Raw genomic sequence first — 25,565 nt, 5'->3', positions numbered from 1 at the left:
ATATCTACCAAGGTGTGCGTCGTCGCTGCACTTCGCTATAATCGCCGCCTTGCTGTGCCCGGCGGGTGTGTGTTTCCCCCCTGGCACCTGACAAACCTCGGCTTTACTGGGCCTGAAAGGATCACCATGTTCGAAAACCTGACCGACCGCCTGTCACAGACGCTGCGCCATGTCACCGGCAAGGCCAAGCTGACCGAAGACAACATCAAGGACACGCTGCGCGAAGTGCGCATGGCGCTGCTCGAGGCCGACGTTGCCCTGCCGGTAGTCAAGGATTTCGTCAACAGCGTCAAGGATCGTGCGGTCGGGACCGAGGTGTCGCGCAGCCTGACTCCGGGCCAGGCCTTCGTGAAGATCGTCCAGGCCGAGCTGGAAAGCCTGATGGGCGCGGCCAACGAAGACCTCGCACTGAACGCCGCCCCGCCTGCCGTCGTGCTGATGGCGGGCCTGCAAGGCGCCGGTAAGACCACCACCGCCGGCAAGCTGGCGCGCTTTCTTAAAGAGCGCAAGAAAAAGAGCGTGATGGTGGTGTCTGCCGACGTTTATCGTCCGGCGGCGATCAAGCAGTTGGAAACACTGGCCAACGATATCGGCGTCACCTTCTTCCCGTCCGATATCAGCCAGAAGCCGGTGGCCATCGCCGAAGCCGCCATCCGTGAAGCCAAGCTGAAGTTCATTGACGTGGTCATCGTCGACACCGCCGGCCGTCTGCACATCGACGCCGACATGATGGACGAGATCAAGGCGCTGCACGCTGCCGTCAAACCGATCGAGACGCTGTTCGTGGTCGACGCCATGACCGGCCAGGACGCTGCCAACACCGCCAAGGCCTTTGGCGAGGCGCTGCCGCTGACCGGTGTGGTGCTGACCAAGGTTGACGGTGATGCCCGAGGCGGTGCTGCGCTGTCGGTACGTGCAATCACCGGCAAACCGATCAAGTTCATCGGTATGGGTGAGAAGACCGAGGCCCTCGAGCCGTTCCACCCCGACCGCGTCGCTTCGCGCATCCTCGGCATGGGCGACGTGCTGAGCCTGATCGAGCAGGCCGAGCAGACCATCGACAAGGCCAAGGCCGACAAGCTGGCCAAGAAACTGAAGAAGGGCAAGGGCTTCGACCTCGAAGACTTCCGCGACCAGCTGCAGCAAATGAAGAACATGGGCGGCCTCGGCGGCCTGATGGACAAGCTGCCGAGCATCGGCGGGGTCAACCTGTCGCAAATGGGCAACGCCCAGGGCGCGGCCGAAAAGCAGTTCAAGCAGATGGAAGCGATCATCAACTCCATGACCCCGGCCGAGCGCCGCGACCCTGACCTGATCAGCGGTTCGCGCAAGCGTCGTATTGCGTTGGGTTCCGGTACCCAGGTGCAGGACATCGGCCGGCTGATCAAGCAGCACAAGCAGATGCAGAAGATGATGAAGAAGTTTTCTGCCAAAGGCGGCATGGCCAAGATGATGCGCGGCCTCGGCGGGATGCTGCCAGGTGGCGGCATGCCAAAGCTGTAACCCCTGATCCGGGTGCCTGCCTTTTGTCGGGCAGGCGCCCAGAACCCCCGCTGTAGCGGGGCAACAGCCGCGAATTTCGCGGCGCAACCGGCAAATCTGGACGGCAGGGCGAGGCCTTGCCGAAAAAGTCATTTGCAAATGTCCGTGTATTCCCCGAGAATATGCGGCCTTTTGGGCACCCGTGTGCCTATTTGGCATTCAGATTTGCAGTACCAGCTGCTGTATCAACTGCAGCACCGACTATAGGAACGATGTTCACATGGTAACCATTCGTCTGGCCCGTGGCGGCTCGAAAAAGCGCCCATTCTACCACCTGACCGTGACCAACTCGCGTAACGCCCGTGACGGCCGTTTCGTTGAGCGCGTAGGTTTCTTCAACCCAATCGCTGCTGGCGCCGAAGTTAAGCTGTCGGTCAACCAAGAGCGCGTCACCTACTGGCTGAGCCAGGGTGCACAGCCGTCTGAGCGTGTTGCTCAGCTGCTGAAGGAAGCTGCCAAGGCCGCTGCCTGAATAGTATGAACGCGACGCCAGAAAAGGCTGACGACCTCATCGTCGTTGGCAAGATTTTTTCGGTTCACGGCGTTCGCGGCGAGGTGAAGGTGTATTCCTTTACCGATCCGATTGAAAACCTGTTGGATTATCCACGCTGGACGCTTCGGCACGAAGGCAAGGTAAAGCAGGTCGAGCTGGTCAGCGGTCGTGGCTCCCAAAAGGGCCTGGTCGTGAAGCTGAAAGGTCTCGACGATCGCGATGAAGCCCGTCTTCTGAGCGGTTACGAAATCTGCATCCCGCGGAGCCTTTTGCCCAACCTGGCTGCCGACGAGTACTACTGGTACCAGTTGGTAGGTCTGAAGGTCATCAACCAGGACGAACAACTGTTCGGCAAGGTCGATCACCTGTTGGAGACCGGTGCGAACGATGTAATGGTGGTCAAGCCCTGCGCAGGCAGCCTGGATGATCGCGAGCGTCTGTTGCCCTATACGGAGCAATGTGTGCTGGCAATCGACCTCGAAGCAGGCGTGATGCGGGTCGAATGGGACGCGGACTTCTAAACGATGGGTAACCTTCGCGTAGACGTCATCACGTTGTTCCCCGAGATGTTCTCGGCCATCACGGAGTACGGCATTACCAGCCGCGCGGTGAAACAAGGGTTGCTTCAGGTGACTTGCTGGAACCCGCGGGACTACACCACAGATCGTCACCACACGGTAGATGATCGGCCGTTTGGCGGTGGTCCGGGCATGGTGATGAAAATCAAGCCTCTGGAAGACGCCTTGGTTAGCGCCAGGCAGGCGACCGGAGCAGCGGCGAAGGTGATCTACCTTTCGCCACAAGGCCGCAAGCTGACTCAGCAGGCGGTCAAAGGCCTGGCCGAACAGGAATCGTTGATCCTGATCGCCGGTCGTTATGAAGGCATCGACGAGCGCTTTATCGAGGCTCATGTCGATGAGGAGTGGTCGATTGGCGACTATGTGCTTTCCGGTGGCGAGCTGCCGGCCATGGTACTGATCGATGCGGTTACGCGACTGCTGCCCGGAGCTTTAGGGCATGTGGACTCGGCGGAAGAAGATTCCTTCACCGACGGTCTGCTCGATTGCCCGCACTACACCCGGCCTGAGGTGTATGCGGATCAGCGTGTTCCCGACGTGTTGCTAAGTGGCAACCATGCACATATCCGGCGTTGGAGGATGAAGCAGTCCCTTGGTAGGACCTTCGAACGACGCGCCGATCTTCTGGAAAGTCGCTCGCTTTCTGGAGAAGAGAAGAAGCTGCTCGAGGAATATCTCCGCGAGCGGGACGATAGTTAAACGTATCGATGGTGGATCGCGTATCCATCTTAGGAGCACAGCATGACCAACAAGATCATCCAGCAGCTCGAAGCCGAGCAGATGAGCAAGGAAATCCCGACCTTCGCACCAGGCGACACCGTTGTCGTTCAGGTTAAAGTGAAGGAAGGTGAGCGTTCCCGTCTGCAGGCGTTCGAAGGCGTCGTTATCGCCAAGCGTAACCGCGGTCTGAACAGCGCCTTCACCGTGCGCAAGATCTCCAGCGGCGTTGGCGTAGAGCGTACCTTCCAGACCTACAGCCCGCAAATCGACAGCCTGGCCGTGAAACGTCGTGGTGACGTGCGTAAAGCCAAGCTGTACTACCTGCGCGACCTGTCCGGCAAAGCCGCTCGCATCAAGGAAAAACTGTCCTGAGTGCAGTTTGCCCGGTGGCCGAGGCCGCCTAGCGAGAAAAAAGCAGCCTTCGGGCTGCTTTTTTGCGTTTTGAAACCCCGAAAATGTGATTGCCATGACGACCCGAGACCAGGAAATCCAGCGCCGCACCGAACTGTCGGTGACCCGCGTTACCAAGGCGGTGTTCCCCAATACCACCAACCACCACAACACCCTGTTCGGCGGCACCGCCCTGGCCTGGATGGACGAAGTGTCGTTCATCGCTGCCACGCGTTTCTGCCGCCTGCCGTTGGTGACCGTGTCTACCGACCGCATCGATTTCAAGCACCCGATTCCGGCGGGCTCGATCGTCGAGCTGGTGGGGACGGTGATCAAGGTTGGCAATACCAGCCTGCAGGTGCAGGTGGATGTGTTTGTCGAGAACATGTACCTGGATGGCCGTGAACGGGCGATCCATGGGGTGTTCAGCTTCGTCGCCATCGACGAGGACAAGCGCCCGGTGCCCGTGCTGCCAGGCGCCTGAGTATCACGGCTCCGGTGCAGGCTCGATCAAGGCCACCAGGGTCCAGCCCGGCTGCGGCTGCAACGGGTTATCAGGGCTGGCTACATGGACCCAGCCCTGGCCATCGCGGGCGAACAGCAAGTGTGCCCGCTCGCCATGCAGTGCCTGGTAGGCATCCCAGCCAAAGCCTTCGGTCAGGTTGGTGCTATACAGCTCGGCGCCCTGATGCATGCGGTTGGCCAGCTGCAGATAGGTCATCGGTTTGGCCCCCAATAGATGCCCGCGGTGCTCTTCGGCCGCCCGGTGCTTGTCGCTACGTTGTTTCTCCAGACCACTGGCTAGCACGAACAGCCGGCTGTGGCCGAAATCATGACGGAACCTGGCGCAGGCCAGGGCATTGATTTCGCCGGCGGGAGAGAGGCCCAGCAAGTGCCCGAGGCCGACCAGGTCAAGATGGGCGTCGGCATGCTGCGAGGCCGGGTTGCCAAAGTAGGTCGTGAGCCCGTCCATGCGTGCGGCGCGGATGTTTTCCCAGCTGGAGTCCGTCAGCAAAACCCGGCAGCCCAGGTGTTGAAGGGCTTTGGCAATGGCCCGGGCCGGTTCGTTGGCACCGACGACGAGAAACCCGCTGGGTGCCGGTTCGGCGACCTTGAGCAAGCGTGCCAGCGGCCTGGCCGTGGCGCTTTGCAGTACCACCGTGCCGATGATGACCGCGAAGGTCAGCGGTACCAGCAGCAAGGCATCCTGGTGGCCGGCCTGGTGCAGGCGGATGGCAAAAATGGCTGAAACGGCCGCCGCGACGATGCCGCGTGGCGCAATCCAGGCCAGCAGCGCGCGCTCCCGCCAGTTGAGTGTCGAGCCCAGTGTGGCCAGCCAGACGTTGAGCGGGCGTGCCAGCAGCTGGATCACCAGCAGCAATGCCAGCACAGCAGGGCCAAGGCCTAGCAGGGCATGCAGGTCAAGGCGTGCAGCCAGCAGGATGAACAGGCCGGAAATCAGCAGGACACTGAGGTTTTCCTTGAAGTGCAGGATCTGCCGCACATCAACCCCGCGCATGTTGGCCAGCCACATGCCCATCACGGTCACGGCAAGTAGCCCGGACTCGTGCATGATCTGGTTGGCGGCGATGAATATCCCCAGTACCGCCGCCAGTGACGCGAGGTTGTGCAGATACTCTGGTAGCCACTGTTCGCGCATGATTTGCCCCAGCAGCCAGCCCCCCGCCGCGCCCAGGGTGGTGCCGCAGAAGAGCACACCGGCGAAGGTGATGAGGCTCTGGCTCAGGCCGTTACCCTCGGCGCTGGCGATGATGAAGCTGTAGACCACCACGGCGAGCAGCGCGCCGATCGGGTCGATCATGATCCCTTCCCAACGCAGGATGTTCGCGATCGCTGCCTTTGGCCGCACCACGCGCAGCATGGGCACGATCACCGTGGGGCCGGTCACCAGGGTCAAGGTGCCGAAAAGAATCGCCAGCGGCCAGTCGAACCCGAGCAGCCAGTGGGTTGCCAGTGCAATCACCAGCCAGGTGAACAGTGCGCCCACCGTGACCAGGCGATGCACCACGCTGCCGATCTCGCGCCACTGCGACAGGTGCAGGGTCAGGCTGCCTTCGAACAGAATCAGCGCCACCGACAGCGACACCAGCGGCATCAGCAATGGGCCGAACAGCGCCTCGGGGTCGAGCCATCCCAGCGCTGGGCCGGCAAGGATCCCGGCCAACAACAGAAACAGAATTGCCGGCAACTTCAGGCGCCAGGCCAGCCACTGGCAGGCGAGCGCCGCGGCGCCGATGCCGCCCACACTCAGAAGGATCTGCTGTTCGCTCATGCGGGCTCCCTATGCCGGCGTTGTTATGAAAGACTAAGCGCCATTTCGTCGTTTGCCACCGAGATTTCATGCCCGCCCTCGACCACCCCCTGATCGACCAGTTCCTTGACGCCCTATGGCTGGAAAAAGGCCTGTCCGACAACACCCGCGTGTCCTATCGCAGCGACCTGGCCCTGTTCAATGGCTGGTTGCAGGAGCATTCGGTATCGCTGCCGGACGCCGGTCGCGACCTGATCCTCGATCACTTGGCCTGGCGCCTGGATCAGGGCTACAAGCCACGTTCCACGGCGCGTTTCCTCTCCGGCCTGCGCGGCTTCTTCCGTTACCTGCTGCGGGAAAAGCTGGTGGCCATCGACCCGACCCTGCAGGTCGACATGCCGCAATTGGGCAAGCCGCTACCCAAGTCGCTGTCCGAAGCCGACGTCGAAGCCCTGTTGCAGGCTCCGGACCTGGGCGAAGCCATTGGCCAGCGCGACCGTGCCATGCTCGAAGTGCTCTACGCGTGCGGCCTTCGGGTTACCGAACTGGTCAGCCTGACCCTCGACCAGGTCAACCTGCGCCAGGGTGTGCTGCGGGTGATGGGCAAGGGCAGCAAGGAGCGTCTGGTGCCCATGGGTGAAGAGGCGGTGGTGTGGTTGGAGCGCTACCAGCGCGATGGCCGCGCCGAACTGCTCAATGGCCGGCCCAGCGACGTGCTGTTCCCCAGTCAGCGCGGCGAGCAGATGACGCGCCAGACCTTCTGGCACCGTATCAAACACCACGCACGGGTTGCCGGCATCGACAAGCCGCTGTCGCCGCACACCCTGCGGCATGCCTTCGCCACCCACCTGCTCAACCACGGTGCCGACTTGCGGGTGGTACAGATGCTGCTGGGCCACAGTGACCTGTCGACCACGCAGATCTATACCCACGTCGCCAAGGCGCGCCTGCAGCAGTTGCACGCCCAGCACCACCCGCGTGGATGAATGTTTTTCATGTTCCGCCGACCGGTCCTTGCGACCCCCTTCACTGGCGGCGTGATGTGGTAGGCTTGGGCGGTTTGCACCAAGGGCCGCACGGTCACCGCGTATTTTCCGCAGGTGGCGCCCTCCGGCCCCTGTCCGCCTTCAGGAGTTCCCATGCGCGTGACCCAGTTTTTCGCCGCCGCCGCGTTGGCGCTGGCCAGTACCTTTGCCGTTGCCGCGGCAACCGATAGCAACGCCGGTGCCGAGCAGGCCATCCGTAAATCGTTGCAGAACCTCGAACTGGAAGTGCCTGTGGAAAGCGTGGCCAGCAGCCCGCTCAACGGCCTCTATGAAGTCAAGCTGCAGGGCGGCCGCGTGCTGTACGCCAGCGCTGACGGACAGTTCGTGATGCAGGGCTATCTGTTCCAGATCCAGGACGGCAAGCCGGTCAACCTCACCGAAAAAACCGAACGCCAAGGTATCGCCAAGCTCATCAACGGCATTCCAGCCGGCGAGATGGTGGTTTATCCTGCCAAAGGCGAGACCAAGTCGCACATCACCGTGTTCACCGACACTACCTGCCCGTACTGCCACAAGCTGCACGCCGAAGTGCCCGAGTTGAACCGTCGCGGTATCGAAGTGCGCTATGTCGCCTTCCCGCGCCAGGGCCTCGGTTCGTCGGGTGACCAGCAGTTGCAGGCGGTGTGGTGCTCCAGCGACCGCCGCGGGGCGATGGACAAAATGGTCGAAGGTGAAGAAATCAAGGCCGCCAAGTGCAGCAACCCGGTCAGCAAGCAGTTCCAGCTGGGGCAGTCGATCGGGGTCAACGGCACGCCGGCCATTGTTCTTGAAAGCGGCCAGGTCATTCCGGGCTACCAGCCGGCACCGCAGGTCGCCAAGCTGGCACTTGCCAAGTAATCCAGTTCAGTACGCCGTCGTCATGGGGTGACGGCAAGTTTCACGGTCGGCAAACGTGTCGGCCGTTCAATGGGGAGTTCACAGTGAAACCGGTCAAAGTAGGCATCTGTGGGTTGGGGACCGTCGGTGGCGGAACCTTCAATGTACTTCAGCGCAACGCCGAGGAGATTGCCCGCCGTGCCGGGCGCGGTATTGAAGTGGCACAGATCGCCATGCGCTCGCAGAACCCGAACTGCCAGATTACCGGTACCCCCATTACCGCTGACGTGTTCGAAGTTGCAAGCAACCCGGAGATCGACATTGTCATCGAGCTGATCGGTGGCTATACCATCGCCCGCGACCTGGTGCTGAAGGCCATCGAAAACGGCAAGCACGTGGTCACCGCCAACAAGGCGCTGATTGCCGTGCATGGCAACGAAATCTTCGCCAAAGCCCGCGAGAAAGGCGTGATTGTTGCGTTCGAGGCGGCCGTAGCCGGTGGCATCCCGGTGATCAAGGCCATCCGCGAAGGCCTGTCGGCCAACCGCATCAACTGGCTGGCCGGCATCATCAACGGCACCGGCAACTTCATCCTCACCGAAATGCGTGAGAAGGGCCGTGCCTTCCCGGACGTGCTGGCTGAAGCCCAGGCGCTGGGCTACGCCGAAGCCGACCCGACCTTCGACGTGGAAGGCATCGACGCTGCGCACAAGCTGACGATTCTGGCGTCCATCGCGTTCGGTATCCCGCTGCAGTTCGACAAGGCCTACACCGAAGGTATCACCCAGCTGACAACGGCAGACGTGAACTACGCCGAAGCCTTGGGCTACCGCATCAAGCACCTGGGCGTGGCGCGTCGCACCGCCGAAGGTATCGAGTTGCGCGTGCACCCGACGCTGATCCCGGCCGACCGTCTGATCGCCAACGTCAACGGCGTGATGAACGCTGTCATGGTCAACGGTGATGCTGCCGGCTCCACCCTGTACTACGGTGCTGGCGCGGGTATGGAGCCTACCGCTTCGTCAGTGGTCGGCGACCTGGTCGACGTGGTCCGTGCCATGACCTCCGACCCGGAAAACCGTGTGCCGCACCTGGCCTTCCAGCCAGACTCGCTGTCGGCCCACCCGATCCTGCCGATCGAAGCCTGCGAAAGCGCCTACTACCTGCGCATCCAGGCCAAGGATCACCCGGGCGTACTGGCCCAGGTCGCCAGCATCCTCTCGGAGCGCGGTATCAACATTGAGTCGATCATGCAGAAGGAAGCCGAGGAACAGGACGGCCTGGTGCCAATGATCCTGGTGACCCATGGCGTGGTCGAGCAGCGTATCAATGACGCCATCGTCGCCCTGGAAGCCCTGCAGGACGTGGTCGGCAAGGTTGTGCGCATTCGCGTCGAGCAGCTCAACTAACAAATATTGCCGACGGGCCGCCCGCGCGGCCCCGGCCCCAGCATCGAAGGTTTGCACCCATGCGCTATATCAGTACCCGCGGCCAGGCACCGGCCCTGAATTTCGAAGACGTGCTGCTGGCTGGCCTGGCCAGCGACGGCGGCCTCTACGTGCCGGAAAACCTGCCACGCTTCACCCAGGAAGAAATCGCCTCTTGGGCCGGCTTGCCCTACCACGAGCTGGCCTTCCGCGTGATGCGTCCGTTCGTCGAGGGCAGCATCGCCGACGCCGATTTCAAGAAGATCCTCGAAGAAACCTACGGCGAGTTCGCCCACGCTGCGGTCGCCCCGTTGCGTCAGCTGAACAGCAACGAGTGGGTGCTGGAGCTGTTCCACGGCCCGACCCTGGCGTTCAAGGACTTTGCCCTGCAGTTGCTCGGTCGCTTGCTTGACCATGTGCTGGCCAAGCGCAACGAGCGCGTGGTCATCATCGGTGCCACCAGCGGTGATACCGGTTCCGCCGCGATCGAAGGCTGCCGCCGTTGCGACAACGTCGACATCTTCATCCTGCACCCGCACCAGCGTGTATCGGAAGTGCAGCGCCGTCAGATGACTACCATCTTTGGCGACAACATCCACAACATCGCCATCGAAGGCAACTTCGACGACTGCCAGGAAATGGTCAAGGCCAGTTTCGCCGACCAGTCGTTCCTCAAGGGCACCCGCCTGGTCGCCGTCAACTCGATCAACTGGGCGCGGATCATGGCCCAGATCGTCTACTACTTCCATGCAGCCCTGCAGCTGGGTGGCCCGGCGCGCTCGGTGGCGTTCTCGGTACCAACCGGCAACTTCGGCGACATCTTCGCCGGCTACCTGGCGCGCAACATGGGCCTGCCGGTCAGCCAATTGATCGTCGCCACCAACCGCAACGACATCCTGCACCGCTTCATGAGCGGCAACCAGTACGTCAAGGAAACCCTGCACGCGACCCTGTCGCCGTCGATGGACATCATGGTCTCGTCCAACTTCGAGCGCCTGTTGTTCGACCTGCATGGCCGCAACGGTGGTGCGATTGCCGAGCTGATGGCCAACTTCAAGCAAGGTGGCGGCTTCAGCGTCGAGCAAGACCGCTGGACCGAAGCCCGCAAACTGTTCGACTCGCTGGCCGTCAGCGACGAGCAAACCTGCGAGACCATCGCAGAAGTGTTCGCCGCCACCGGTGAAGTGCTCGACCCGCATACCGCAATCGGCGTCAAGGCTGCCCGCGAGTGCCGCCGCAGTCTGGACACGCCAATGGTGGTGCTGAGTACCGCGCACCCGGTCAAGTTCCCGGAAGCGGTGGAGAAGGCCGGTGTGGGCAAGGCGCTGGAGCTACCCGCGCACCTCAGCGACCTGTTCAGCCGTGAAGAGCGTTGCACGGTCCTGGCCAACGACCTGAAGGCTGTACAGGGCTTTGTCAGCCAGCACGGCAACCGCGGCAAGCCGCTGTAATTGCATGGCGTTTGGGGCTGCAGCGCAGCCCCAACGTCTCAGCCTTTTCCCTCCTGTCTATCAGAAACATCCTATTCAGCCTGCCGGGCGCCAAGCATAAATTAGCCGGTCCTCCCATCAGGAGCGGCTCATGCACCAGCCCTATGTGTTGATTCACCAGGCTCGCCCATCCCACCAGATCCTCTTGCACCAGGCCCTCAACGGCCAGGGCGTCTTCAACGTGCGCATCAGCGAGAGCATGGCTGACCTCGACGCCTGCCTCTGCGCTGAGCGTCGCCCCGACCTGCTGATCCTCGACCACGCCATGCCAGCCCGGGCCGGCCTTGCCCTGTTCGCCCAGCAGCAGCGAGCGCGCGCATTGCTGTTCGTCGGCCAGCCTGCCCCAACGCGTCAAAACCTTGCCCAAGAGGCCAGGAAGCGCGGCATGTGGGTGCTCGACGAGTTGCCCTGGCCGCTGTCGATGCCACGCCTGCAGCATGCCTTGCAAACACTGCAGGTGCGCCCAGGGAGGCGTATTCAAACTGTCATGCCAGCCCCGCATGCTCACTGAAGCGGGCGCGGTTTGACGAACTTTCTGCGGCGCCTGCTGGTCAGTTACTTTAGGTCCCACCACGCAGCGAGTGATCCGGATGGAAAGAATCTGCAGCCTGCTCAACGAAGCCCTGACGCCCTATCAGACCCACCTCGGCACCGCCGATCCCAGTGGTAATCGCCAACTGACCGTTCACGACCCTCTCTCAGGTATTACCTTGCGGCGCACGGTCAGCGAGCGCCAATTGCAGGAGCAACGCCTGCTGATCGACCTCGTGGACGGCCTGCACCGAGATCTGCAGATAGCTGAGGGGCGGTTGCAGCCGTGTGTCATCGCAGCATTGCAGCATCGCCAGCAACCGCAGGGAACCTTTGCCTGAGTGGTTCATCAGACAGTGTAAGGGCAGCCAGCCAGTGCTTTGCTCCGGCGCTGGCAAGGCTGTCACGGGAAGTCCTCAAGGGCTTTCGCTTGGCCCCGGGCGTCTTCCCCAGCGCCCGGGGTTTCTTTTTTCGGCAGGCACGTATCCCCCGTCTGCTTCTGCAACGACCGTGCATACGGGTTGGGCTTATTTGTCCTCAAAGAAACGCCGGCTTTCCTGTAGATAGTCTTCTCGCAATGCCAGGTCCAGCCAGCGGGCATACAACCCTGGCAACACATCCCGGCGCAGTGTAGGCAGCAACTGGTCGATGTGGGCAACTGCCGCACGCCCCAGTTCGCTGTTTGAGCACCCCACATGCAGAAACTGGTAGCGATTCACGCCCTGCACAGTATGAAACTGGTAGTCAGCCAGTGCCCCGCCTTGTTGTTGGATCAGGTAGCGCACTTCAGGCCAGTAGCCGAGCACCAGGCGCAGGCGCCCCAGTTGCTGCATCTGCAACAGGTTGGCGGTGGCCTCGTTGCCGTAGTGGCGGCTGAGCGCGCTGTCGGGCAACTGGCGCAGGATGCTGTCAATCTGCGTGCCGTAGCTGCGCTCGGCGACAATCCCCAGCTTTAGCGGGGCCTTGCTCAGCAGGCCATGCAGGTCCACCTGATGGCCGTCGAGGTAGGGTGCCACCAGCGCCTGGTTTTCCTTGCGCAACACCAGGCCGCCGCTGAGCACGCCCAGCGCTGGAACGGAAAAATGCACATATTTGGCCCGTTCCGGTGTCCACAGCAGGGTTGGGTCGCAGGTGAAGGTGTCACGGTCTTGCAGCATTTGGAGGCTGCGGGCGCGGTTGACCCGCACGATGCTGTGTTCGTACTCGGGCATCTGCCTTATCAGCAGCGGTAACAACTGGTCGATGACCCCCCGGCCTTCTTCCGGGCCATCAAAAATGGTGAACGGTGGCAGGTCGCGTACCAGCCAGAAGAGGTGCTCCTTGGCATTTGCGGGCTGCAACAGCAACGCAGGCAACAGCCCGCAGAGCAGGAGCAGATGGCGTAGGCAGCGGGGCGCGCACATGGAGCCGGTCAGCGCCAGGATCAGACCGTGCCCGCTGCGCGCAGGCTGGCGATGGCCGCTGCGTCGTAGCCCAGGCTGCCGAGCAGCGCCTCGGTATGCTCGCCCAAGGCCGGGCCGACCCATTTGCTAGAGCCGGGAGTCTCCGACAGCTTGGGCACGATGCCGGGCATGTGGAATGGCTTGCCATCCGGCAGCTTGGCCTGCAGGAACATCTCGCGTGCCAGGTACTGGGGGTCGTTGAACATGTCCTCGGCCGAATAGATACGGCTGGCCGGCACTTCGGCAGTGGTCAGCACCTGCATCAGTTGCTCCAGTGGCAGGCTGTTGGCCCAGCGGTCGATCACCCCATACAGCTCGTCACGACGCAGGTCGCGGCCGTCGTTGCTGGCCAGGGTCGGGTCGTTGGCGAGGTCATCGCGACCGATGGCCTGCATGAAGCGCTTGAAGATGGCATCACCGTTGGCGCCGATCTGCACATGCTTGCCGTCGGCGCTTGTGTGGATGGAGGAGGGCGTGATGCCCGGCATGATGTTGCCGGTGCGTTCGCGGATGAAACCGAACACATCGAATTCCGGCACCATGCTCTCCATCATGGCAAAGATCGCCTCGTACAGGGCCACGTCCACCACCTGGCCCTGGCCGCCATTGACTTCCCGGTGGCGCAGCGCCATCAGCGCGCCGATCACCCCCCACAGGGCGGCAATCGAGTCACCGATGGAAATCCCCGTGCGCACTGGCGGGCGGTCATCGAAACCGGTGATGTAGCGCAGGCCGCCCATCGACTCGCCTACGGCACCGAAGCCTGGCTGGTCTTTCATCGGCCCGGTCTGGCCAAAGCCCGACAGGCGCACCATCACCAGGCGCGGGTTCAGCGCATGCAGCACATCCCACCCCAAACCAAGTTTTTCCAGCACGCCCGGGCGAAAGTTTTCGATCAGGATGTCGGCCTCGGCCAGCAGGCGCTTGAGGATATCGCGGCCCTCGGGGTGCTTGAGGTTGAGGGTGAGCGACTGCTTGTTGCGGGCCTGCACGAACCACCACAGCGAGGTGCCCTCGTACAGCTTGCGCCACTTGCGCAGCGGGTCGCCGCCATCGGGCGATTCGACCTTGACCACTTCGGCGCCGAATTCGGCACAGATACGCGAGGCGAACGGCCCGGCGATCAGGGTACCGAGTTCGACAACTTTAAGGCCGGCGAGGGGTTTGCTGGGCGTCGACATGGGGTGTCCGTGGCAGTTGGGCAGAGCCGTGGTTTTATCACACGTCGGTTTCGCCGGGTACTGCTGCGGGGCATGGAAGGTGCGGATGGGGTAGACTGTGCCACTTTCTTTTGCACGAAGCCCGTCGACCATGGCCCAGCCGTCCACCACCTACAAGTTCGAATTGAATCTCACCGACCTTGATCGCAACGTCTACGAAAGCGTCAAACAGACGATCGCTCGGCACCCTTCGGAAACCGAAGAGCGCATGGCCGTTCGTTTGTTGGCGTACGCGCTCTGGTACAACGAGAACTTGTCGTTTGGCCGCGGCCTGTCGGATGTCGATGAGCCGGCGCTGTGGGAAAAGAGCCTGGACGATCGCGTGCTGCACTGGATTGAAGTTGGCCAGCCCGATGCCGATCGCCTGACCTGGTGCTCGCGCCGTACCGAACGCACCAGCTTGCTGGCTTACGGCAGCTTGCGAGTGTGGGAGGGTAAAGTGGTGAGCGCGGTCAAGAACCTGAAAAACCTGAGCATTGCCGCTGTGCCGCAAGAAGTGCTGGAAACCCTGGCGACCGACATGCCGCGTAGCATCAAGTGGGACGTGATGATCAGTGAAGGTACGGTATTCGTGACTGACGACCGTGGCCAGCATGAAGTACAACTGCAGTGGCTGCTCGGTGAGCGTGGTTGAAGCAACCCATGCGTATCGAACCTCGCCCGCTGCCGCCGACCCTGCCATTTCTGGGTAACCTGCCACCCTTGCTGACCCGCCTTTACGCCGCGCGCGGCGTGCAGAGCGAGGCCGAGCTGGACAAGAGCCTGGCACGTCTGCTGCCCTACCAGCAGCTCAAGGGCATCGAGGCCGGTGTGGACCTGCTGGTCGAAGCCATCGACCAGCGCCAGCGCATCCTCATCGTCGGCGACTTCGATGCCGACGGTGCCACCGCCAGCACCGTCGGGGTGCTGGGCCTGCGCCTGCTGGGTGCGGCCCATGTCGATTACCTGGTGCCCAACCGCTTCGAGTATGGCTACGGCCTGACCCCGGAAATCGTCGAGGTGGCGCTGCAGCGCCAGCCGCAGTTGCTGATTACCGTGGACAACGGCATTTCCAGTGTCGACGGGGTGGCGGCCGCCAAGGCCGCCGGGCTCAAGGTGCTGGTCACCGACCACCACCTGCCGGGCGAGCAGTTGCCCGATGCCGATGCCATCATCAACCCCAACCAGCCGGGCTGCAGCTTTCCGAGCAAGTCACTGGCCGGGGTGGGGGTGATCTTCTATGTGTTGATGGCCCTGCGCGCTCGCTTGCGCAGCCTTGGGCGCTACGAGGCGCAGCCACAGCCGAACATTGGCGAACTGCTCGATCTGGTGGCGCTGGGCAGTGTTGCTGACGTGGTGCCGCTGGATGCCAACAACCGCATCCTGGTGCACCAAGGCCTTGAGCGCATCCGCGCCGGCCGCGCCCGGCCCGGCCTCAAGGCCATCCTTGAGGTGGCGCGGCGCGATCACCGGCGCATCACTTCGACTGACCTTGGTTTCATCCTCGGCCCACGGTTGAATGCCGCCGGGCGCCTGGACGACATGAGCCTGGGCATCGAATGCCTGCTGTGCGAGGACGCGGCGCTGGCCCAGGACATGGCCCAGCAGTTGGATGACCTGAACCAGGACCGCAAGTCCATCGAGCAGGGCATGCAGCGCGAAGCCCTGGCCCAACTCAAGGACCTGCCGGTCGAGTCGATGCCGTATGGGTTGTGCCTGTTCGATGCCGACTGGCACCAGGGCGTGATCGGTATTCTGGCTTCGCGCTTGAAGGAGCGTTACCACCGGCCGGCCATCGCCTTCGCCGATGCTGGTGATGGCATGCTCAAAGGCTCGGCGCGTTCGGTGCCGGGCTTTCATATTCGCGATGCGCTGGATGCCGTGGCCGCGCGCCACCCGCAGCTGATCAGCAAGTTCGGCGGCCACGCCATGGCTGCCGGGTTGTCGTTGCCAGAGGCTAATTTCTCGGCGTTTGCCGAGGCGTTCGACGAAGAGGTGCGGCGTCAGCTGCGCGAAGAAGACCTGACTGGCCGCCTGTTGTCCGACGGCAGCCTGGCGGTAGAGGAGTTCCACCTCGACCTGGCCAAGGCCCTGCGCCATGCCGGCCCATGGGGCCAGCACTTCCCTGAGCCGCTGTTCCATGGCGTGTTCCAGTTGGTGGAGCAGCGTGTGGTTGGCGAACGGCACCTGAAAGTGGTGCTCAAGAGCGAATGTGGCTCGGTGCGGCTGGATGGCATTGCCTTCGGCATTGACCGCGAAGTGTGGCCAAACCCGACGGTGCGCTGGGTGGAGTTGGCGTACAAGCTGGATGTGAACGAGTTTCGCGGTAATGAGAGTGTGCAGTTGATGATTGCGCATATGGAGCCGCGCTGAGTTTAGCGTCAGGTGCCTGCCTTGGATCTTGCGCTGGGGCACAAATCGAGCGCCGCCCGCGCGGCGCTCGATCTCCCAGGTGCTGCTCAGGTTCAGTTGCACTCCTTTCTGGGGCGGTAGTAGATCGCCGCTGCCGCAATCAAGGTGCTGATGCCGCTAAATGAGAAAATGATAACTGCTAGTGTGGTCTCCCGGTTTCTTACATTGGTGACATGTGCCGCCATTGCAGGATCATAAAGAAACATTCCATTAGGAGCGATTAAGCGCTGAGCCGTTGCAGCGCTTTTAGAGGTTGCTATGTCAACAAAAAGTGGCGTATTTAGGTCCAGGCTCGCTGCATCATAGTATATTTTGTCTGCATAAAGATGAGCGTTGTGCTGCTTTCCATTTGAAGTTTTAAACTTGATGCTGAACGTATAAAGAGATTTGTCGCTATCCCAGGTTTCAGGCTTGGAGGTGAGAAAGGCTGGAACTCGCGACCATAACTCTTCATTGGTGTTTTTGTGTTCGCGCCACATGAATGTGAAGCTGGTGCCTAGGGTGAGATTTATAAGTCCGCCTATTAATAGCGCTTTGGCTTGTTTGTGAGGCGGGAGTTCACGTATGAGCTTTAGCGATTGCTGCCAGATATTCATATCGGCTCGTTACGGCGTGGAGGGTTTTGCAGGTTGGCTAGAAGTACTGATCCTGCTGCGCGCTGCTACAGCATATGTAGTTATCTTGATTGTCCTGGTTGTCGTCAATAGGTACGGTAATTGATGGTGCTTGGTCGGGTGACTTTATACCATCTATACTTTCTATGCTTATAGTCAGTGTTGCGTCAGGGGCAGGTATGTCAGGGGTAGATGTCACCGCTACTGAGTTGCTGCTGGAGTTTCCGCTAAGGGGAGGCGGTTGCGTTGAGTTGAAAGTCTCGCTCCCTGTTGGGGCGGTGTGAGCCTGGCTGCTATCTGGAAAACTTAGTGGTTCGGTGCCTAGGGATATTTCTGAAGAGTCAGGGTTCCAGTTAATGGTTGTGATCATTCCCTGGTGGGTGGAAAGTATCTGGTCAGGTGAAGCGAGTGTGAAGTCAGGCGCAATCCGTGGCGCGGTAAAACCAGTAAGGTCACCTTGACTCAGCAGGCTGGTAAAGAGTGGAGCCATCTTGTCGTAAGCTGCTTTAGCCAGGTCAGAATTGAAGATGCTATAGAGTGTGGCGGTTACGCCCACGACTGTGGCCCCTCCAGCAATTAAAGGTGCTCCGGCCAGAATGGCGAACGAGGCCACGATGCCTGCGACGTTGCTTGCCAAACTTATGACATCTCCGCTCTTAATTTCCGCGCCCTCTTTGAGGTCTGCCGCGACTTTCAGGAAGGTCACGGTCCCAGAAAGGGTATTGGTAACAATGTTAATGAAGGGTACAGCACCTATCGGGAGGTGAGTGACGGAGACTACTGAGGCTATCGCCGTAGTTGTCTGTGCTGTTTGGATGACTAGTGAAAATCCAGTTTTATCTGTGTTGAATTGGTCGTGGATTGCTGCTGCTCCCCCAGTTTGATTGATGGGTTTTGCCGTTTTATCTATTACTGCTACTATCAGTTCGGCGCGTGTGCTCATTGTTTAATATCCTTATTCATGGTCTTGAAAGCGATAGTGATTCGCAATTTGTCGCAGTCAACGGTGGGCGCTCTGGCTCTGTGCGGTATGTGTCCGTCGAAAATCGCTATGCGTCCCGGCTTTGGTTGTATGGCAGCGATGGTGTCATTCTTCTGCTGGTCGAATAGAATCAGTTCGCCGCCCCATGTGGTTTCCCACTGGGCATTGCAGAAGAGGACTGCGGTTTTTCCTGGTTCAATTGATTTGTTATCTCTATGAATAGGACTGTCTTGGCCGAAAGTCTGGCCGTTTGCGTAAACACCCAGCAGCAAACAGTCACGCATGTGAGCAAGCTGCGTGCGCCTCCAAATATCAAGTAGAAAGCCCCAATGGCTGTCGCTGGCCAGTTCATGCTCGCAGCACTCCAGTGAGGTACGTTTGCTACCGGCTATGAAGATGTGCCAGCAAGGACGTGCGAGGGGAATTGTATTAATGGGCCAACCATATCTCCATATTGCACCCGAAAATGAATTTGTGAGTAAATTTTGCTCGTGTTCAGTAATGAACTTATCTAATATTTTCGGTTTTTCTGTAAAGGGGATATCCGTCATTGACTCAACTCGCGAGCGTGGAGGTCGGGTTTGTGCGAACTGCGTGATTGGCTTCATTGGTCGCCGTGACGTGATGGACAATAGTATTTGAGAGGCAGAACAGCGATAGGAGGAGGGAGATGTTGCTTGAGAAGAATTTCCCAAGAGAACGTAGAACTTTAAGTAATAGGCTGTAGGATTTTTCTAAGATGCCCGGTAGGCCGGGTGGAAAGGGTTGTCGTGGGTGGTACTACCCTAGCGCTTAAAGGGCGGTCGACTTTTGCTGATTACAGTCAGACCGCGGAATGAAGGAGGTCTCAGTCACCCAACGGTTTATGCGTCATGCCCAGCTCGGCATCATCCATCAGTGCCTTGGCCATGGCACTCAGGTAATGGGATGCCCAGATCATCATCGGTTTTTCATCCATCAGACCGATGATGGTCAGCTCTCTTACATAGCCCATCAACTCCGATGCCTGCTCGTGGGCATCCCGGCAGGGAATGCCTGGCTCGATGCGGAACAGGGGATGGGTCTGGTGTTCGCCTTGGAAGAAGGTGGTTTTGCCGACAGTGAATTGGGTGTCGTCTGTGGTCATCGATTCCTCTCCTGAGGCCACCGCTGTTCGCCTTGTTTGTTCCCTTCGATATCGAGGTGGGCACCACTGCTTTTCATCGGTCTTCAGCCATGCATCAAGGCGGTCCCTGTTGGCGGCACAGGAGTGATTGGCCCGAAACAGATGTAGGAGCGGATTTATCCGCGATGCGCCGCCCGCGCGGCGCTCGATCTCACAGGCGCTGCAAACCTTTCGGCGAACCCCTCGCCATCCCACAGAACCTTCCCCCCCACCAATCTGGTCTAGTCTCATTAATGACCGGCACCGGGCCAGGGATGTGCACTTGAGTGTCCGGGCCGGATCACCATTGGAGTCCTTGGGAGGTGCCCTCATGAGCCTGCTGCTCGAGCCTTACACCCTGCGTCAGCTGACCTTGCCCAACCGCATCGCCGTGTCACCAATGTGCCAGTATTCCGCCGTCGATGGCTTGGCCAACGACTGGCATCTCGTCCATTTAGGCAGCCGCGCCGTCGGTGGCGCCGGCCTGGTAATCACTGAAGCCGTGGCGGTGACCGCCGATGGCCGTATCACCGCCGAAGACCTGGGCCTGTGGGACGACGCTCAGATCGCGCCGTTGCAGCGCATCACCCGCTTCATCAGTGCCCAGGGGGCCGTGCCTGGCATCCAGCTGGCTCACGCCGGGCGCAAAGCCAGTACCTACCGCCCGTGGCTTGGCAAACAAGGCAGCGTCAAACTGGAGGAGGGCGGCTGGCAGCCGGTGGGGCCGTCGAAGATCGCTTTCGATCCGCAGCACACACCGCCACGCGAGTTGAGCCAGGACGAGATCCAGGAGGTGATCGCCGCCTTCGTCGCCTCGACCGAGCGCGCCTTGAAGGCTGGATTCAAGGTGGTGGAAATCCATGCTGCCCATGGCTACCTGCTGCACCAGTTCCTGTCACCGCTAAGCAATCAGCGCCGTGACCACTATGGCAGTTGCTTCGAAAACCGTATCCGCCTGACCCTGGAGGTGGTCGAGGCCGTGCGCAAGGCCTGGCCTGCCGAATTGCCGCTGTTCGTGCGGGTATCGGCTACCGATTGGGTGGAGGATGGCTGGAATCCGGATGAAACCGTCGAACTGGCACGCCGCCTGCGGGGTTTGGGCGTGGATTTGATCGATGTCTCTTCTGGCGGCACCTCGGTCAACGCCGAGATCCCCACCGGCCCCGGCTACCAGACCCGCTTTGCCGAGCGCGTGCGCAAGGAATCGGAAATCGCCACCGGCACCGTGGGCATGATCACCGAACCGGCCCAGGCCGAGCACATCCTGCGCACCGGCCAGGCCGATATCATCTTCCTCGCCCGCGAACTGTTGCGCGACCCGTACTGGCCACTGCATGCCGACGACGACCTGGGCGGCAACAAGGCCACCTGGCCTGCGCAATACCAGCGAGCGACCAGCCGCGCCAACCCGATTCACGAGTCGGATTTGCGCGACTGACCCATGCCCTGCGCGGCCCCTGCAGGAGCGGCCGTGTCTCGGGAAAGGGCCGCAAAGCGGCCCTGGGTTCAGCTATAGGCAGCCTTGCTGAGAATATCGCTTACCCATTGGTTGATGCTCTTTTCGGCCAGCTCCGCCTTGGCCGCCACACTGGCGTGAAGGGTAGGCTCAAGGCGTAGGCTGAGCTTGCCGGAATAAGTTTTGTGCGGTTCCCGCCCAAGGCGTTCGCAAGTCTCAAGATAATCGTCAACGGCTTCTTCAAATGCCTGGCGCAACTCACTGATCGATTCGCCATGAAAACCTATCACGTCGCGAATACCGGCGACATGGCCGATCAGCAACTGGTCTTCGTCGCTGTATTCGATACGAGCGGCGTATCCGCGGTAAGTCATTACATTCATGGTAATACTCCTGCCTGCTCAATGAACTGGCGGGCGTCTCTTAGTTGATAGGGCTTGGCGTGCCTTTCCGGATGAGGGCGGTGGAAGGTTGCCACTGCTCCATTGAGTTCAAAGCGAACCCGTGATCCTCTTCCTTCTACGACCCTGGCACCCAGGGATACCAGCAGAGACTCCACCCGCGCCCACTCCAGTGTTCTGGGAACCGGCCTTTTAAGTAATGCTTCAAGTGTGGCTTGCTGATGATTATTCATGGTATCAGATTATGATACCAGTCAAGAGAGCTCAATGAACGTGCGGTAGGAGGGAGTAGATCACGGTTGAAGGAAAATTCTGAGACGTTGACCGAGGGGCATTCAAGCCCCTCGGTCAACGCGAGCACTTAGTGCTTGATCATCACATGCCGCACACAGGTGTAGTCCTCCAGCCCATACATCGACATGTCCTTGCCATACCCCGAATGCTTCTGCCCGCCATGGGGCATTTCGCTGACCAGCATGAAGTGGGTGTTCACCCAGGTGCAGCCGTACTGCAAGCGCGCCGCCAGGCGGTGGGCGCGGCCGGTGTCGCGGGTCCATACCGATGAGGCCAGGCCGTAGTTGGAGTCGTTGGCCCATTCCAGCGCCTGCGCTTCGTCTGTGAAGCGGGTGACCGATACCACCGGGCCGAACACTTCGTTGCGTACGATCTCGTCGTCCTGCAGGGCGTCGGCCAGCACGGTAGGCTCGAAGAAAAAGCCATCGCCCGCTATTGGCTTGCCACCGGTTACCAGACGAATGTGCGGCTGGGCGATGGCCCGCTGCACCAACCCGGCGACCTTGTCGCGGTGCTGGGCGCTGATCAGTGGCCCCAGTTCGGTTTCTTCAGACTCCTGCAGGCCCGGCTTGAGGCTGGCTACGGCTTTACCCAGGCGTTCGACAAAGCGCTCGTAGATCCCGTCCTGCACATACAGGCGGCAGGCTGCGGTGCAGTCCTGGCCGGCGTTGTAGAAGCCGAAGGTGCGGATGCCGTCGATGGCGGCATCGATGTCAGCGTCATCGAACACCAGCACCGGCGCCTTGCCGCCCAGCTCCATGTGCATGCGTTTCACGCTGTCGGCGGTGGCGCTGATGATGTGCGCGCCGGTGGGGATCGAGCCGGTCAGCGACACCATGCGCACCTTGGGGTGGGTTATCAACGGGTTGCCGACCGTCTGGCCGCGGCCGAAGAGAATGTTCAGCACCCCCGGCGGCAGCAAGTCCTGGGCCAGCTCGCCCAGGCGCAGGGCCGTCAGCGGCGTCAGCTCGGACGGCTTTATCACCACGGTGTTGCCGGCAGCCAGGGCTGGGGCGATCTTCCAGGCCAGCATCATCAGCGGGTAGTTCCACGGCGCGATGGACGCCACCACACCCAACGGGTCGCGGCGGATCATCGAGGTGTGGCCCGGCAGGTACTCGCCTGCCGCCGAGCCGCCCAGGCAGCGCGCCGCACCGGCAAAGAAACGGAACACGTCGGCAATCGCCGGGATCTCGTCGTTGAGTGCAGCGCTCAGGGGCTTGCCGCAGTTCTGTGATTCCAGCCGGGCCAGTTCATCGCCATGGGCTTCGATGGCATCGGCCAGCGCCAGCAAGGCCTGCGAACGTTCTTTAGGGCTGGTTTGCGACCAGCTGTCGAAGGCCTGGTCGGCAGCGCGCACGGCACTGTCCACCTGCGCCTCGGTGGCTTCGTTGATCTGCGCCAGGGCAGTGCCCAGCGCCGGGTTGAGCACGGTCCAGGCCGGGCCTTGGCCAGCGACCAGCTGGCCATTGATCAGCATCTGCGTTTGCATCGGGGGCTCCTCCAGGGTCATTTTCCACCGCCCGCGACGCTGTCGCCGCCACGGGTCAGGTAATAGGCGCCAAGAATCGGCAGCATGGTCACCAGCATCACCAGCATGGCGACAACGTTGGTCACGGGCACGTCGCGCGGGCGGCTGAGCTGGTTGAGCAGCCAGATCGGCAGGGTGCGCTCGTGGCCGGCGGTGAACGTGGTGACGATGATTTCATCGAACGACAAGGCAAAGGCCAGCATGCCGCCCGCCAGCAGCGCCGAGCCGAGGTTGGGCAGGACGATGTAGCGGAAGGTCTGCCAACCGTCGGCACCAAGGTCCATCGAGGCTTCGATCAGGCTTTGCGAGGTACGCCGCAGGCGGGCGATCACATTGTTGTAGACGATCACCACGCAGAACGTGGCGTGGCCGACTACGATGGTGAACACCCCGGGCTCTATCCCCAGCGTCTTGAACGCCGAGAGCAGGGCGATGCCGGTGATGATGCCTGGCAGGGCGATGGGCAGAATCAGCACCAGCGAAATGCTCTCCTTGCCGAAGAAGCTGCGCCGATAGAGCGCCGCCGAGGCCAGCGTACCGAGCACCAGTGCGATCAAGGTGGCCAGGCAAGCCACCTGCAGCGACAGCTTGATTGCCTCGAGCACATCGGGCCGGGTGAAGGCCACGTCGATCCACTTCAGGGTAAAGCCCTTGGGCGGAAAGCTGAACGCCGCGTCTTCGGTGTTGAAGGCGTACAGGAAGATGATCAGGATCGGGAAGTGCAGGAACAGCAACCCGCCCCAGGCCGCCAGGCGCAGCCCTGCAGACGCTTTTTCAGAGTGCATCGAAAGCCCCCAGGCGCTTGACGATGGCCAGGTATACCGCGATCAGCACGATTGGCACCAAGGTGAACGCGGCGGCCATCGGCATGTTGCCGATCGCCCCTTGCTGGGCATAGACCATGCTGCCGATGAAGTAGCCGGGCGGGCCGACCAGCTGCGGCACGATGAAGTCGCCCAGGGTGAGCGAGAAGGTGAAGATCGAGCCGGCGGCGATGCCGGGGATCGACAGCGGCAGGATCACCTGCACGAAGGTTTGCCCTGGCCGGGCGCCCAGGTCGGCCGAAGCCTGCAGCAGCGACGGTGGCAAGCGCTCCAGCGAGGCCTGGATCGGCAGGATCATGAATGGCAGCCAGATGTACACGAACACCAGGAAGCGCCCCAGGTGTGAAGTCGACAGCGTGCTGCCGCCCACGCCCGGCACGGCCAGCACCGCCTGCAGCAGGCCATCCAGGTGCAACTGCTGGACGAACCACTGGGCCACGCCGCCCTTGGCCAGCAGCAGGGTCCAGGCATAGGTCTTGACGATGTAGCTGGCCCACATCGGCATCATCACCGCGATGTAGAAAAACGCCTTGGTCTTGCCGCTGGTGTAGCGCGCCATGTAATAGGCGATGGGGAAGGCCAGTACCGCGCTGGCCAGCGACACTGCCACCGCCATGCCCAGGGTGCGCAGGATGATGTCGAAGTTCGACGGGTTGAACAGCGCGGCGAAGTTGCCCAGGGTCAGGTCCGGGGTCACCGCCATGGTGAAGTCGTCGAAGGTATAGAAGCCCTGCCACAGCAGGTTCAGCAGCGAGCCCAGGTAAATCGCGCCGAACCAGGTCAGCGGCGGGATCAACAGCAGTGCCAGGTACAGGTTGGGGCGCCGGTACAGCAGGTTGGACAGGGTGCGCAGTGTGCTCATGTCAGCGGCCCTCGGTTTCCTGCAGCACCGTCATGGCCTCGCGGGGCCAGTGCGCCTGCAGGCGTTGCCCGAGCTGCCAGGCCTGCATCTGCTTCTGCCAGCGGTCATTGGCCTGGCTTACTGCCAGCAGTTGACCGTTGTCCAGCTGCAGTTCGTAGCGGGTGGCGCTGCCTTGGTACTGGACATCGTGCAGCACGCCGCTGACCTGTACCTCATGGCTGGTCACTACCGGGTCGCCCAGGCGAATGAGCTCGGGACGGATGGAAAAGGGCGCCGGGCTGCCGTTGATCTGCATGGCCAGCTCGCCCCGCACCACGTTGGACGTGCCGACAAATTCAGCGACGAAGGTTGTGCTGGGCTTCATGTACAGGTTGCGCGGGGTGTCGACCTGTTCGATACGGCCGCGGTTGAACACCGCGACCCGGTCGGACATCGACAGCGCCTCGGTCTGGTCGTGGGTGACGAAGATGAAGGTGATGCCCAGTTGGCGTTGCAGCTTTTTCAGCTCGCCTTGCATCTGTTCGCGCAATTTCAGGTCCAGCGCGCCCAGTGGCTCATCCAGCAGCAGCACCCGCGGCCGGTTGACCAACGCCCGGGCCAGGGCCACGCGCTGACGCTGGCCGCCAGACAGCTGTGCCGGCTTGCGCGCGCCATAGCCGGCCAGGGCCACCATGGCCAGGGCTTCTTCGGCGCGGCTGTGGCGTTCGGCCTTGCCCACGCCTTTTACCTTCAGGCCATAGGCGATGTTCTCCAGCACGTTCATGTGCGGGAACAGCGCATAGTCCTGGAACACAGTGTTGACGTCACGTTGGTAGGGCGGCAGGCCAGCGGCCTCGACCCCTTGGATGCGGATCGAACCGCTGGAGGGTTGCTCGAAGCCTGCGATCAGGCGCAGGCAGGTGGTCTTGCCCGAGCCGGAAGGGCCGAGCATGGAAAAGAACTCGCCATCGATGATGTCGATGCTGACCTGGTCGACGGCCTTGACCTCGCCGAAGGTGCGGGAAACCTGGGTGAACTGGACGGCTAGGGGCATGCGTGGACTCCGGACAACAAGGGTTCTCCTGTGCCGGCCTCTTCGCGGGTGAACCCGCTCCTACAG

28 protein-coding genes are annotated in these 25,565 nt (G+C 61.4%); 15 read left to right on the top strand and 13 right to left on the bottom strand.

Annotation, left to right across the window (positions count from 1 at the left end; translation table 11 throughout):
* Positions 1 to 126: 126 nt before the first annotated feature.
* The 6 genes from ffh to ACF8O8_RS06020 all read left to right on the top strand — a co-directional run bounded on the left by ffh (position 127) and on the right by ACF8O8_RS06020 (position 4,207).
* Positions 127 to 1,503: a signal recognition particle protein gene (gene ffh, locus ACF8O8_RS06045; RefSeq protein ID WP_003252139.1), complete on the top strand. Its 1,377-nt coding sequence runs from the start codon at positions 127 to 129 to the stop codon at positions 1,501 to 1,503.
* Between the two features lie 259 nt (positions 1,504 to 1,762).
* Entirely contained in the window at positions 1,763 to 2,014 is a 252-nt protein-coding gene (rpsP, locus tag ACF8O8_RS06040; RefSeq protein ID WP_003252142.1) for a 30S ribosomal protein S16, read from the top strand.
* Between the two features lie 5 nt (positions 2,015 to 2,019).
* On the top strand, positions 2,020 to 2,556 hold the full coding sequence (gene rimM, locus ACF8O8_RS06035; RefSeq protein ID WP_003252144.1) for a ribosome maturation factor RimM: 537 nt from the start codon (positions 2,020 to 2,022) through the stop codon (positions 2,554 to 2,556).
* A gap of 3 nt (positions 2,557 to 2,559) precedes the next feature.
* On the top strand, positions 2,560 to 3,312 hold the full coding sequence (gene trmD, locus ACF8O8_RS06030; RefSeq protein ID WP_003252146.1) for a tRNA (guanosine(37)-N1)-methyltransferase TrmD: 753 nt from the start codon (positions 2,560 to 2,562) through the stop codon (positions 3,310 to 3,312).
* 42 nt (positions 3,313 to 3,354) lie between these two features.
* On the top strand, positions 3,355 to 3,705 hold the full coding sequence (gene rplS, locus ACF8O8_RS06025) for a 50S ribosomal protein L19 (protein ID WP_003252148.1): 351 nt from the start codon (positions 3,355 to 3,357) through the stop codon (positions 3,703 to 3,705).
* Positions 3,706 to 3,799: 94 nt separating this feature from the next.
* Entirely contained in the window at positions 3,800 to 4,207 is a 408-nt protein-coding gene (locus ACF8O8_RS06020) for an acyl-CoA thioesterase (RefSeq protein WP_010952562.1), read from the top strand.
* Positions 4,208 to 4,210: 3 nt separating this feature from the next.
* On the opposite strand, the gene ACF8O8_RS06015 is transcribed toward ACF8O8_RS06020, so the two are convergent.
* Positions 4,211 to 6,016 carry a cation:proton antiporter gene (locus ACF8O8_RS06015; RefSeq protein WP_392509382.1) on the bottom strand — a complete coding sequence of 602 codons (1,806 nt, stop codon included), beginning with the start codon at positions 6,014 to 6,016 and terminating at the stop codon, positions 4,211 to 4,213.
* 68 nt (positions 6,017 to 6,084) lie between these two features.
* On the opposite strand from ACF8O8_RS06015, the gene xerD reads away from it, so the two are divergent.
* From xerD to ACF8O8_RS05985, 6 genes are all read left to right on the top strand, one after another.
* A complete protein-coding gene (gene xerD, locus ACF8O8_RS06010) occupies positions 6,085 to 6,981 on the top strand; it encodes a site-specific tyrosine recombinase XerD (protein ID WP_003252154.1) in 897 nt (298 codons plus the stop codon).
* A 153-nt stretch (positions 6,982 to 7,134) separates the two neighbouring features.
* A complete protein-coding gene (locus ACF8O8_RS06005) occupies positions 7,135 to 7,878 on the top strand; it encodes a thioredoxin fold domain-containing protein (protein ID WP_049587384.1) in 744 nt (247 codons plus the stop codon).
* 83 nt (positions 7,879 to 7,961) lie between these two features.
* Positions 7,962 to 9,266, top strand: coding sequence for a homoserine dehydrogenase (locus ACF8O8_RS06000; protein ID WP_003252157.1), 1,305 nt, complete (start codon positions 7,962 to 7,964; stop codon positions 9,264 to 9,266).
* Between the two features lie 59 nt (positions 9,267 to 9,325).
* Positions 9,326 to 10,735 (top strand): threonine synthase, encoded by a 1,410-nt coding sequence (gene thrC / locus ACF8O8_RS05995; RefSeq protein ID WP_392509381.1) that lies wholly within the window; start codon positions 9,326 to 9,328, stop codon positions 10,733 to 10,735.
* Between the two features lie 130 nt (positions 10,736 to 10,865).
* Positions 10,866 to 11,285 carry a response regulator gene (locus ACF8O8_RS05990; RefSeq protein ID WP_049587386.1) on the top strand — a complete coding sequence of 140 codons (420 nt, stop codon included), beginning with the start codon at positions 10,866 to 10,868 and terminating at the stop codon, positions 11,283 to 11,285.
* A 79-nt stretch (positions 11,286 to 11,364) separates the two neighbouring features.
* Positions 11,365 to 11,646 carry a DUF3509 domain-containing protein gene (locus ACF8O8_RS05985; protein WP_061405586.1) on the top strand — a complete coding sequence of 94 codons (282 nt, stop codon included), beginning with the start codon at positions 11,365 to 11,367 and terminating at the stop codon, positions 11,644 to 11,646.
* 186 nt (positions 11,647 to 11,832) lie between these two features.
* Here ACF8O8_RS05985 and ACF8O8_RS05980 read toward each other — a convergent pair whose 3' ends face one another.
* Both ACF8O8_RS05980 and ACF8O8_RS05975 read right to left on the bottom strand, forming a co-directional pair.
* Positions 11,833 to 12,708 (bottom strand): TIGR02285 family protein, encoded by an 876-nt coding sequence (locus tag ACF8O8_RS05980; RefSeq protein WP_010952568.1) that lies wholly within the window; start codon positions 12,706 to 12,708, stop codon positions 11,833 to 11,835.
* Positions 12,709 to 12,728: 20 nt separating this feature from the next.
* Complete coding sequence (locus tag ACF8O8_RS05975) at positions 12,729 to 13,928, bottom strand: CaiB/BaiF CoA transferase family protein (protein WP_392509380.1); 1,200 nt, start codon at positions 13,926 to 13,928, stop codon at positions 12,729 to 12,731.
* A 130-nt stretch (positions 13,929 to 14,058) separates the two neighbouring features.
* Between ACF8O8_RS05975 and ACF8O8_RS05970 the strand changes: the two genes are divergently transcribed.
* Positions 14,059 to 14,601 carry a YaeQ family protein gene (locus tag ACF8O8_RS05970; protein WP_003252169.1) on the top strand — a complete coding sequence of 181 codons (543 nt, stop codon included), beginning with the start codon at positions 14,059 to 14,061 and terminating at the stop codon, positions 14,599 to 14,601.
* Positions 14,602 to 14,609: 8 nt separating this feature from the next.
* A complete protein-coding gene (recJ, locus tag ACF8O8_RS05965) occupies positions 14,610 to 16,319 on the top strand; it encodes a single-stranded-DNA-specific exonuclease RecJ (protein WP_392509379.1) in 1,710 nt (569 codons plus the stop codon).
* A gap of 92 nt (positions 16,320 to 16,411) precedes the next feature.
* On the opposite strand, the gene ACF8O8_RS05960 is transcribed toward recJ, so the two are convergent.
* The 4 genes from ACF8O8_RS05960 to ACF8O8_RS05945 form a co-directional block, all read right to left on the bottom strand.
* Positions 16,412 to 16,954 carry a hypothetical protein gene (locus tag ACF8O8_RS05960; protein ID WP_350298643.1) on the bottom strand — a complete coding sequence of 181 codons (543 nt, stop codon included), beginning with the start codon at positions 16,952 to 16,954 and terminating at the stop codon, positions 16,412 to 16,414.
* A gap of 37 nt (positions 16,955 to 16,991) precedes the next feature.
* Complete coding sequence (locus ACF8O8_RS05955; RefSeq protein ID WP_392509378.1) at positions 16,992 to 17,915, bottom strand: hypothetical protein; 924 nt, start codon at positions 17,913 to 17,915, stop codon at positions 16,992 to 16,994.
* On the bottom strand, positions 17,912 to 18,505 hold the full coding sequence (locus ACF8O8_RS05950; protein ID WP_252459449.1) for a 2OG-Fe(II) oxygenase: 594 nt from the start codon (positions 18,503 to 18,505) through the stop codon (positions 17,912 to 17,914). The genes ACF8O8_RS05955 and ACF8O8_RS05950 overlap by 4 nt, the downstream gene beginning before the upstream one ends.
* Positions 18,506 to 18,801: 296 nt before the next feature.
* Positions 18,802 to 19,080 (bottom strand): DUF3077 domain-containing protein, encoded by a 279-nt coding sequence (locus ACF8O8_RS05945; RefSeq protein ID WP_252459448.1) that lies wholly within the window; start codon positions 19,078 to 19,080, stop codon positions 18,802 to 18,804.
* Positions 19,081 to 19,429: 349 nt separating this feature from the next.
* Between ACF8O8_RS05945 and ACF8O8_RS05940 the strand changes: the two genes are divergently transcribed.
* Positions 19,430 to 20,536 carry an NADH:flavin oxidoreductase/NADH oxidase gene (locus ACF8O8_RS05940; RefSeq protein ID WP_350298645.1) on the top strand — a complete coding sequence of 369 codons (1,107 nt, stop codon included), beginning with the start codon at positions 19,430 to 19,432 and terminating at the stop codon, positions 20,534 to 20,536.
* A gap of 68 nt (positions 20,537 to 20,604) precedes the next feature.
* Here ACF8O8_RS05940 and ACF8O8_RS05935 read toward each other — a convergent pair whose 3' ends face one another.
* The 6 genes from ACF8O8_RS05935 to ACF8O8_RS05910 form a co-directional block, all read right to left on the bottom strand.
* Positions 20,605 to 20,937: a type II toxin-antitoxin system HicB family antitoxin gene (locus tag ACF8O8_RS05935; RefSeq protein ID WP_350298646.1), complete on the bottom strand. Its 333-nt coding sequence runs from the start codon at positions 20,935 to 20,937 to the stop codon at positions 20,605 to 20,607.
* Entirely contained in the window at positions 20,934 to 21,188 is a 255-nt protein-coding gene (locus ACF8O8_RS05930) for a type II toxin-antitoxin system HicA family toxin (RefSeq protein ID WP_350298647.1), read from the bottom strand. Before ACF8O8_RS05930 ends, ACF8O8_RS05935 begins: the two co-directional genes overlap by 4 nt.
* Before the next feature lie 128 nt (positions 21,189 to 21,316).
* The gene (locus ACF8O8_RS05925) at positions 21,317 to 22,741 is read right to left on the bottom strand and encodes a gamma-aminobutyraldehyde dehydrogenase (RefSeq protein ID WP_010952574.1); all 1,425 of its coding nucleotides are present in this window, start codon (positions 22,739 to 22,741) and stop codon (positions 21,317 to 21,319) included.
* A gap of 17 nt (positions 22,742 to 22,758) precedes the next feature.
* Positions 22,759 to 23,565 (bottom strand): ABC transporter permease, encoded by an 807-nt coding sequence (locus tag ACF8O8_RS05920; RefSeq protein WP_010952575.1) that lies wholly within the window; start codon positions 23,563 to 23,565, stop codon positions 22,759 to 22,761.
* Positions 23,555 to 24,466, bottom strand: coding sequence for an ABC transporter permease (locus tag ACF8O8_RS05915; RefSeq protein ID WP_010952576.1), 912 nt, complete (start codon positions 24,464 to 24,466; stop codon positions 23,555 to 23,557). The genes ACF8O8_RS05920 and ACF8O8_RS05915 overlap by 11 nt, the downstream gene beginning before the upstream one ends.
* A gap of 1 nt (position 24,467) precedes the next feature.
* On the bottom strand, positions 24,468 to 25,499 hold the full coding sequence (locus ACF8O8_RS05910; RefSeq protein ID WP_010952577.1) for an ABC transporter ATP-binding protein: 1,032 nt from the start codon (positions 25,497 to 25,499) through the stop codon (positions 24,468 to 24,470).
* Positions 25,500 to 25,565: the final 66 nt, after the last annotated feature.

It is taken from the genome of Pseudomonas sp. TYF_14 (genome assembly GCF_043105275.1).
GTDB lineage: Bacteria > Pseudomonadota > Gammaproteobacteria > Pseudomonadales > Pseudomonadaceae > Aquipseudomonas > Aquipseudomonas alloputida.
This window is presented reverse-complemented; position numbering and strand designations above follow the sequence as displayed.

What these genes read in the sequence shown, in the direction of transcription:
- ffh (WP_003252139.1), top strand. Translation starts at nt 127, where the DNA reads ATGTTCGAAAACCTGACCGACCGCCTGTCACAGACGCTGCGCCATGTC.
- rpsP (WP_003252142.1), top strand. Translation starts at nt 1,763, where the DNA reads ATGGTAACCATTCGTCTGGCCCGTGGCGGCTCGAAAAAGCGCCCATTC.
- rimM (WP_003252144.1), top strand. Translation starts at nt 2,020, where the DNA reads ATGAACGCGACGCCAGAAAAGGCTGACGACCTCATCGTCGTTGGCAAG.
- trmD (WP_003252146.1), top strand. Translation starts at nt 2,560, where the DNA reads ATGGGTAACCTTCGCGTAGACGTCATCACGTTGTTCCCCGAGATGTTC.
- rplS (WP_003252148.1), top strand. Translation starts at nt 3,355, where the DNA reads ATGACCAACAAGATCATCCAGCAGCTCGAAGCCGAGCAGATGAGCAAG.
- ACF8O8_RS06020 (WP_010952562.1), top strand. Translation starts at nt 3,800, where the DNA reads ATGACGACCCGAGACCAGGAAATCCAGCGCCGCACCGAACTGTCGGTG.
- ACF8O8_RS06015 (WP_392509382.1), bottom strand. Translation starts at nt 6,016, where the DNA reads ATGAGCGAACAGCAGATCCTTCTGAGTGTGGGCGGCATCGGCGCCGCG.
- xerD (WP_003252154.1), top strand. Translation starts at nt 6,085, where the DNA reads ATGCCCGCCCTCGACCACCCCCTGATCGACCAGTTCCTTGACGCCCTA.
- ACF8O8_RS06005 (WP_049587384.1), top strand. Translation starts at nt 7,135, where the DNA reads ATGCGCGTGACCCAGTTTTTCGCCGCCGCCGCGTTGGCGCTGGCCAGT.
- thrC (WP_392509381.1), top strand. Translation starts at nt 9,326, where the DNA reads ATGCGCTATATCAGTACCCGCGGCCAGGCACCGGCCCTGAATTTCGAA.
- ACF8O8_RS05990 (WP_049587386.1), top strand. Translation starts at nt 10,866, where the DNA reads ATGCACCAGCCCTATGTGTTGATTCACCAGGCTCGCCCATCCCACCAG.
- ACF8O8_RS05985 (WP_061405586.1), top strand. Translation starts at nt 11,365, where the DNA reads ATGGAAAGAATCTGCAGCCTGCTCAACGAAGCCCTGACGCCCTATCAG.
- ACF8O8_RS05980 (WP_010952568.1), bottom strand. Translation starts at nt 12,708, where the DNA reads ATGTGCGCGCCCCGCTGCCTACGCCATCTGCTCCTGCTCTGCGGGCTG.
- ACF8O8_RS05975 (WP_392509380.1), bottom strand. Translation starts at nt 13,928, where the DNA reads ATGTCGACGCCCAGCAAACCCCTCGCCGGCCTTAAAGTTGTCGAACTC.
- ACF8O8_RS05970 (WP_003252169.1), top strand. Translation starts at nt 14,059, where the DNA reads ATGGCCCAGCCGTCCACCACCTACAAGTTCGAATTGAATCTCACCGAC.
- recJ (WP_392509379.1), top strand. Translation starts at nt 14,610, where the DNA reads ATGCGTATCGAACCTCGCCCGCTGCCGCCGACCCTGCCATTTCTGGGT.
- ACF8O8_RS05960 (WP_350298643.1), bottom strand. Translation starts at nt 16,954, where the DNA reads ATGAATATCTGGCAGCAATCGCTAAAGCTCATACGTGAACTCCCGCCT.
- ACF8O8_RS05955 (WP_392509378.1), bottom strand. Translation starts at nt 17,915, where the DNA reads ATGAGCACACGCGCCGAACTGATAGTAGCAGTAATAGATAAAACGGCA.
- ACF8O8_RS05950 (WP_252459449.1), bottom strand. Translation starts at nt 18,505, where the DNA reads ATGACGGATATCCCCTTTACAGAAAAACCGAAAATATTAGATAAGTTC.
- ACF8O8_RS05945 (WP_252459448.1), bottom strand. Translation starts at nt 19,080, where the DNA reads ATGACCACAGACGACACCCAATTCACTGTCGGCAAAACCACCTTCTTC.
- ACF8O8_RS05940 (WP_350298645.1), top strand. Translation starts at nt 19,430, where the DNA reads ATGAGCCTGCTGCTCGAGCCTTACACCCTGCGTCAGCTGACCTTGCCC.
- ACF8O8_RS05935 (WP_350298646.1), bottom strand. Translation starts at nt 20,937, where the DNA reads ATGAATGTAATGACTTACCGCGGATACGCCGCTCGTATCGAATACAGC.
- ACF8O8_RS05930 (WP_350298647.1), bottom strand. Translation starts at nt 21,188, where the DNA reads ATGAATAATCATCAGCAAGCCACACTTGAAGCATTACTTAAAAGGCCG.
- ACF8O8_RS05925 (WP_010952574.1), bottom strand. Translation starts at nt 22,741, where the DNA reads ATGCAAACGCAGATGCTGATCAATGGCCAGCTGGTCGCTGGCCAAGGC.
- ACF8O8_RS05920 (WP_010952575.1), bottom strand. Translation starts at nt 23,565, where the DNA reads ATGCACTCTGAAAAAGCGTCTGCAGGGCTGCGCCTGGCGGCCTGGGGC.
- ACF8O8_RS05915 (WP_010952576.1), bottom strand. Translation starts at nt 24,466, where the DNA reads ATGAGCACACTGCGCACCCTGTCCAACCTGCTGTACCGGCGCCCCAAC.
- ACF8O8_RS05910 (WP_010952577.1), bottom strand. Translation starts at nt 25,499, where the DNA reads ATGCCCCTAGCCGTCCAGTTCACCCAGGTTTCCCGCACCTTCGGCGAG.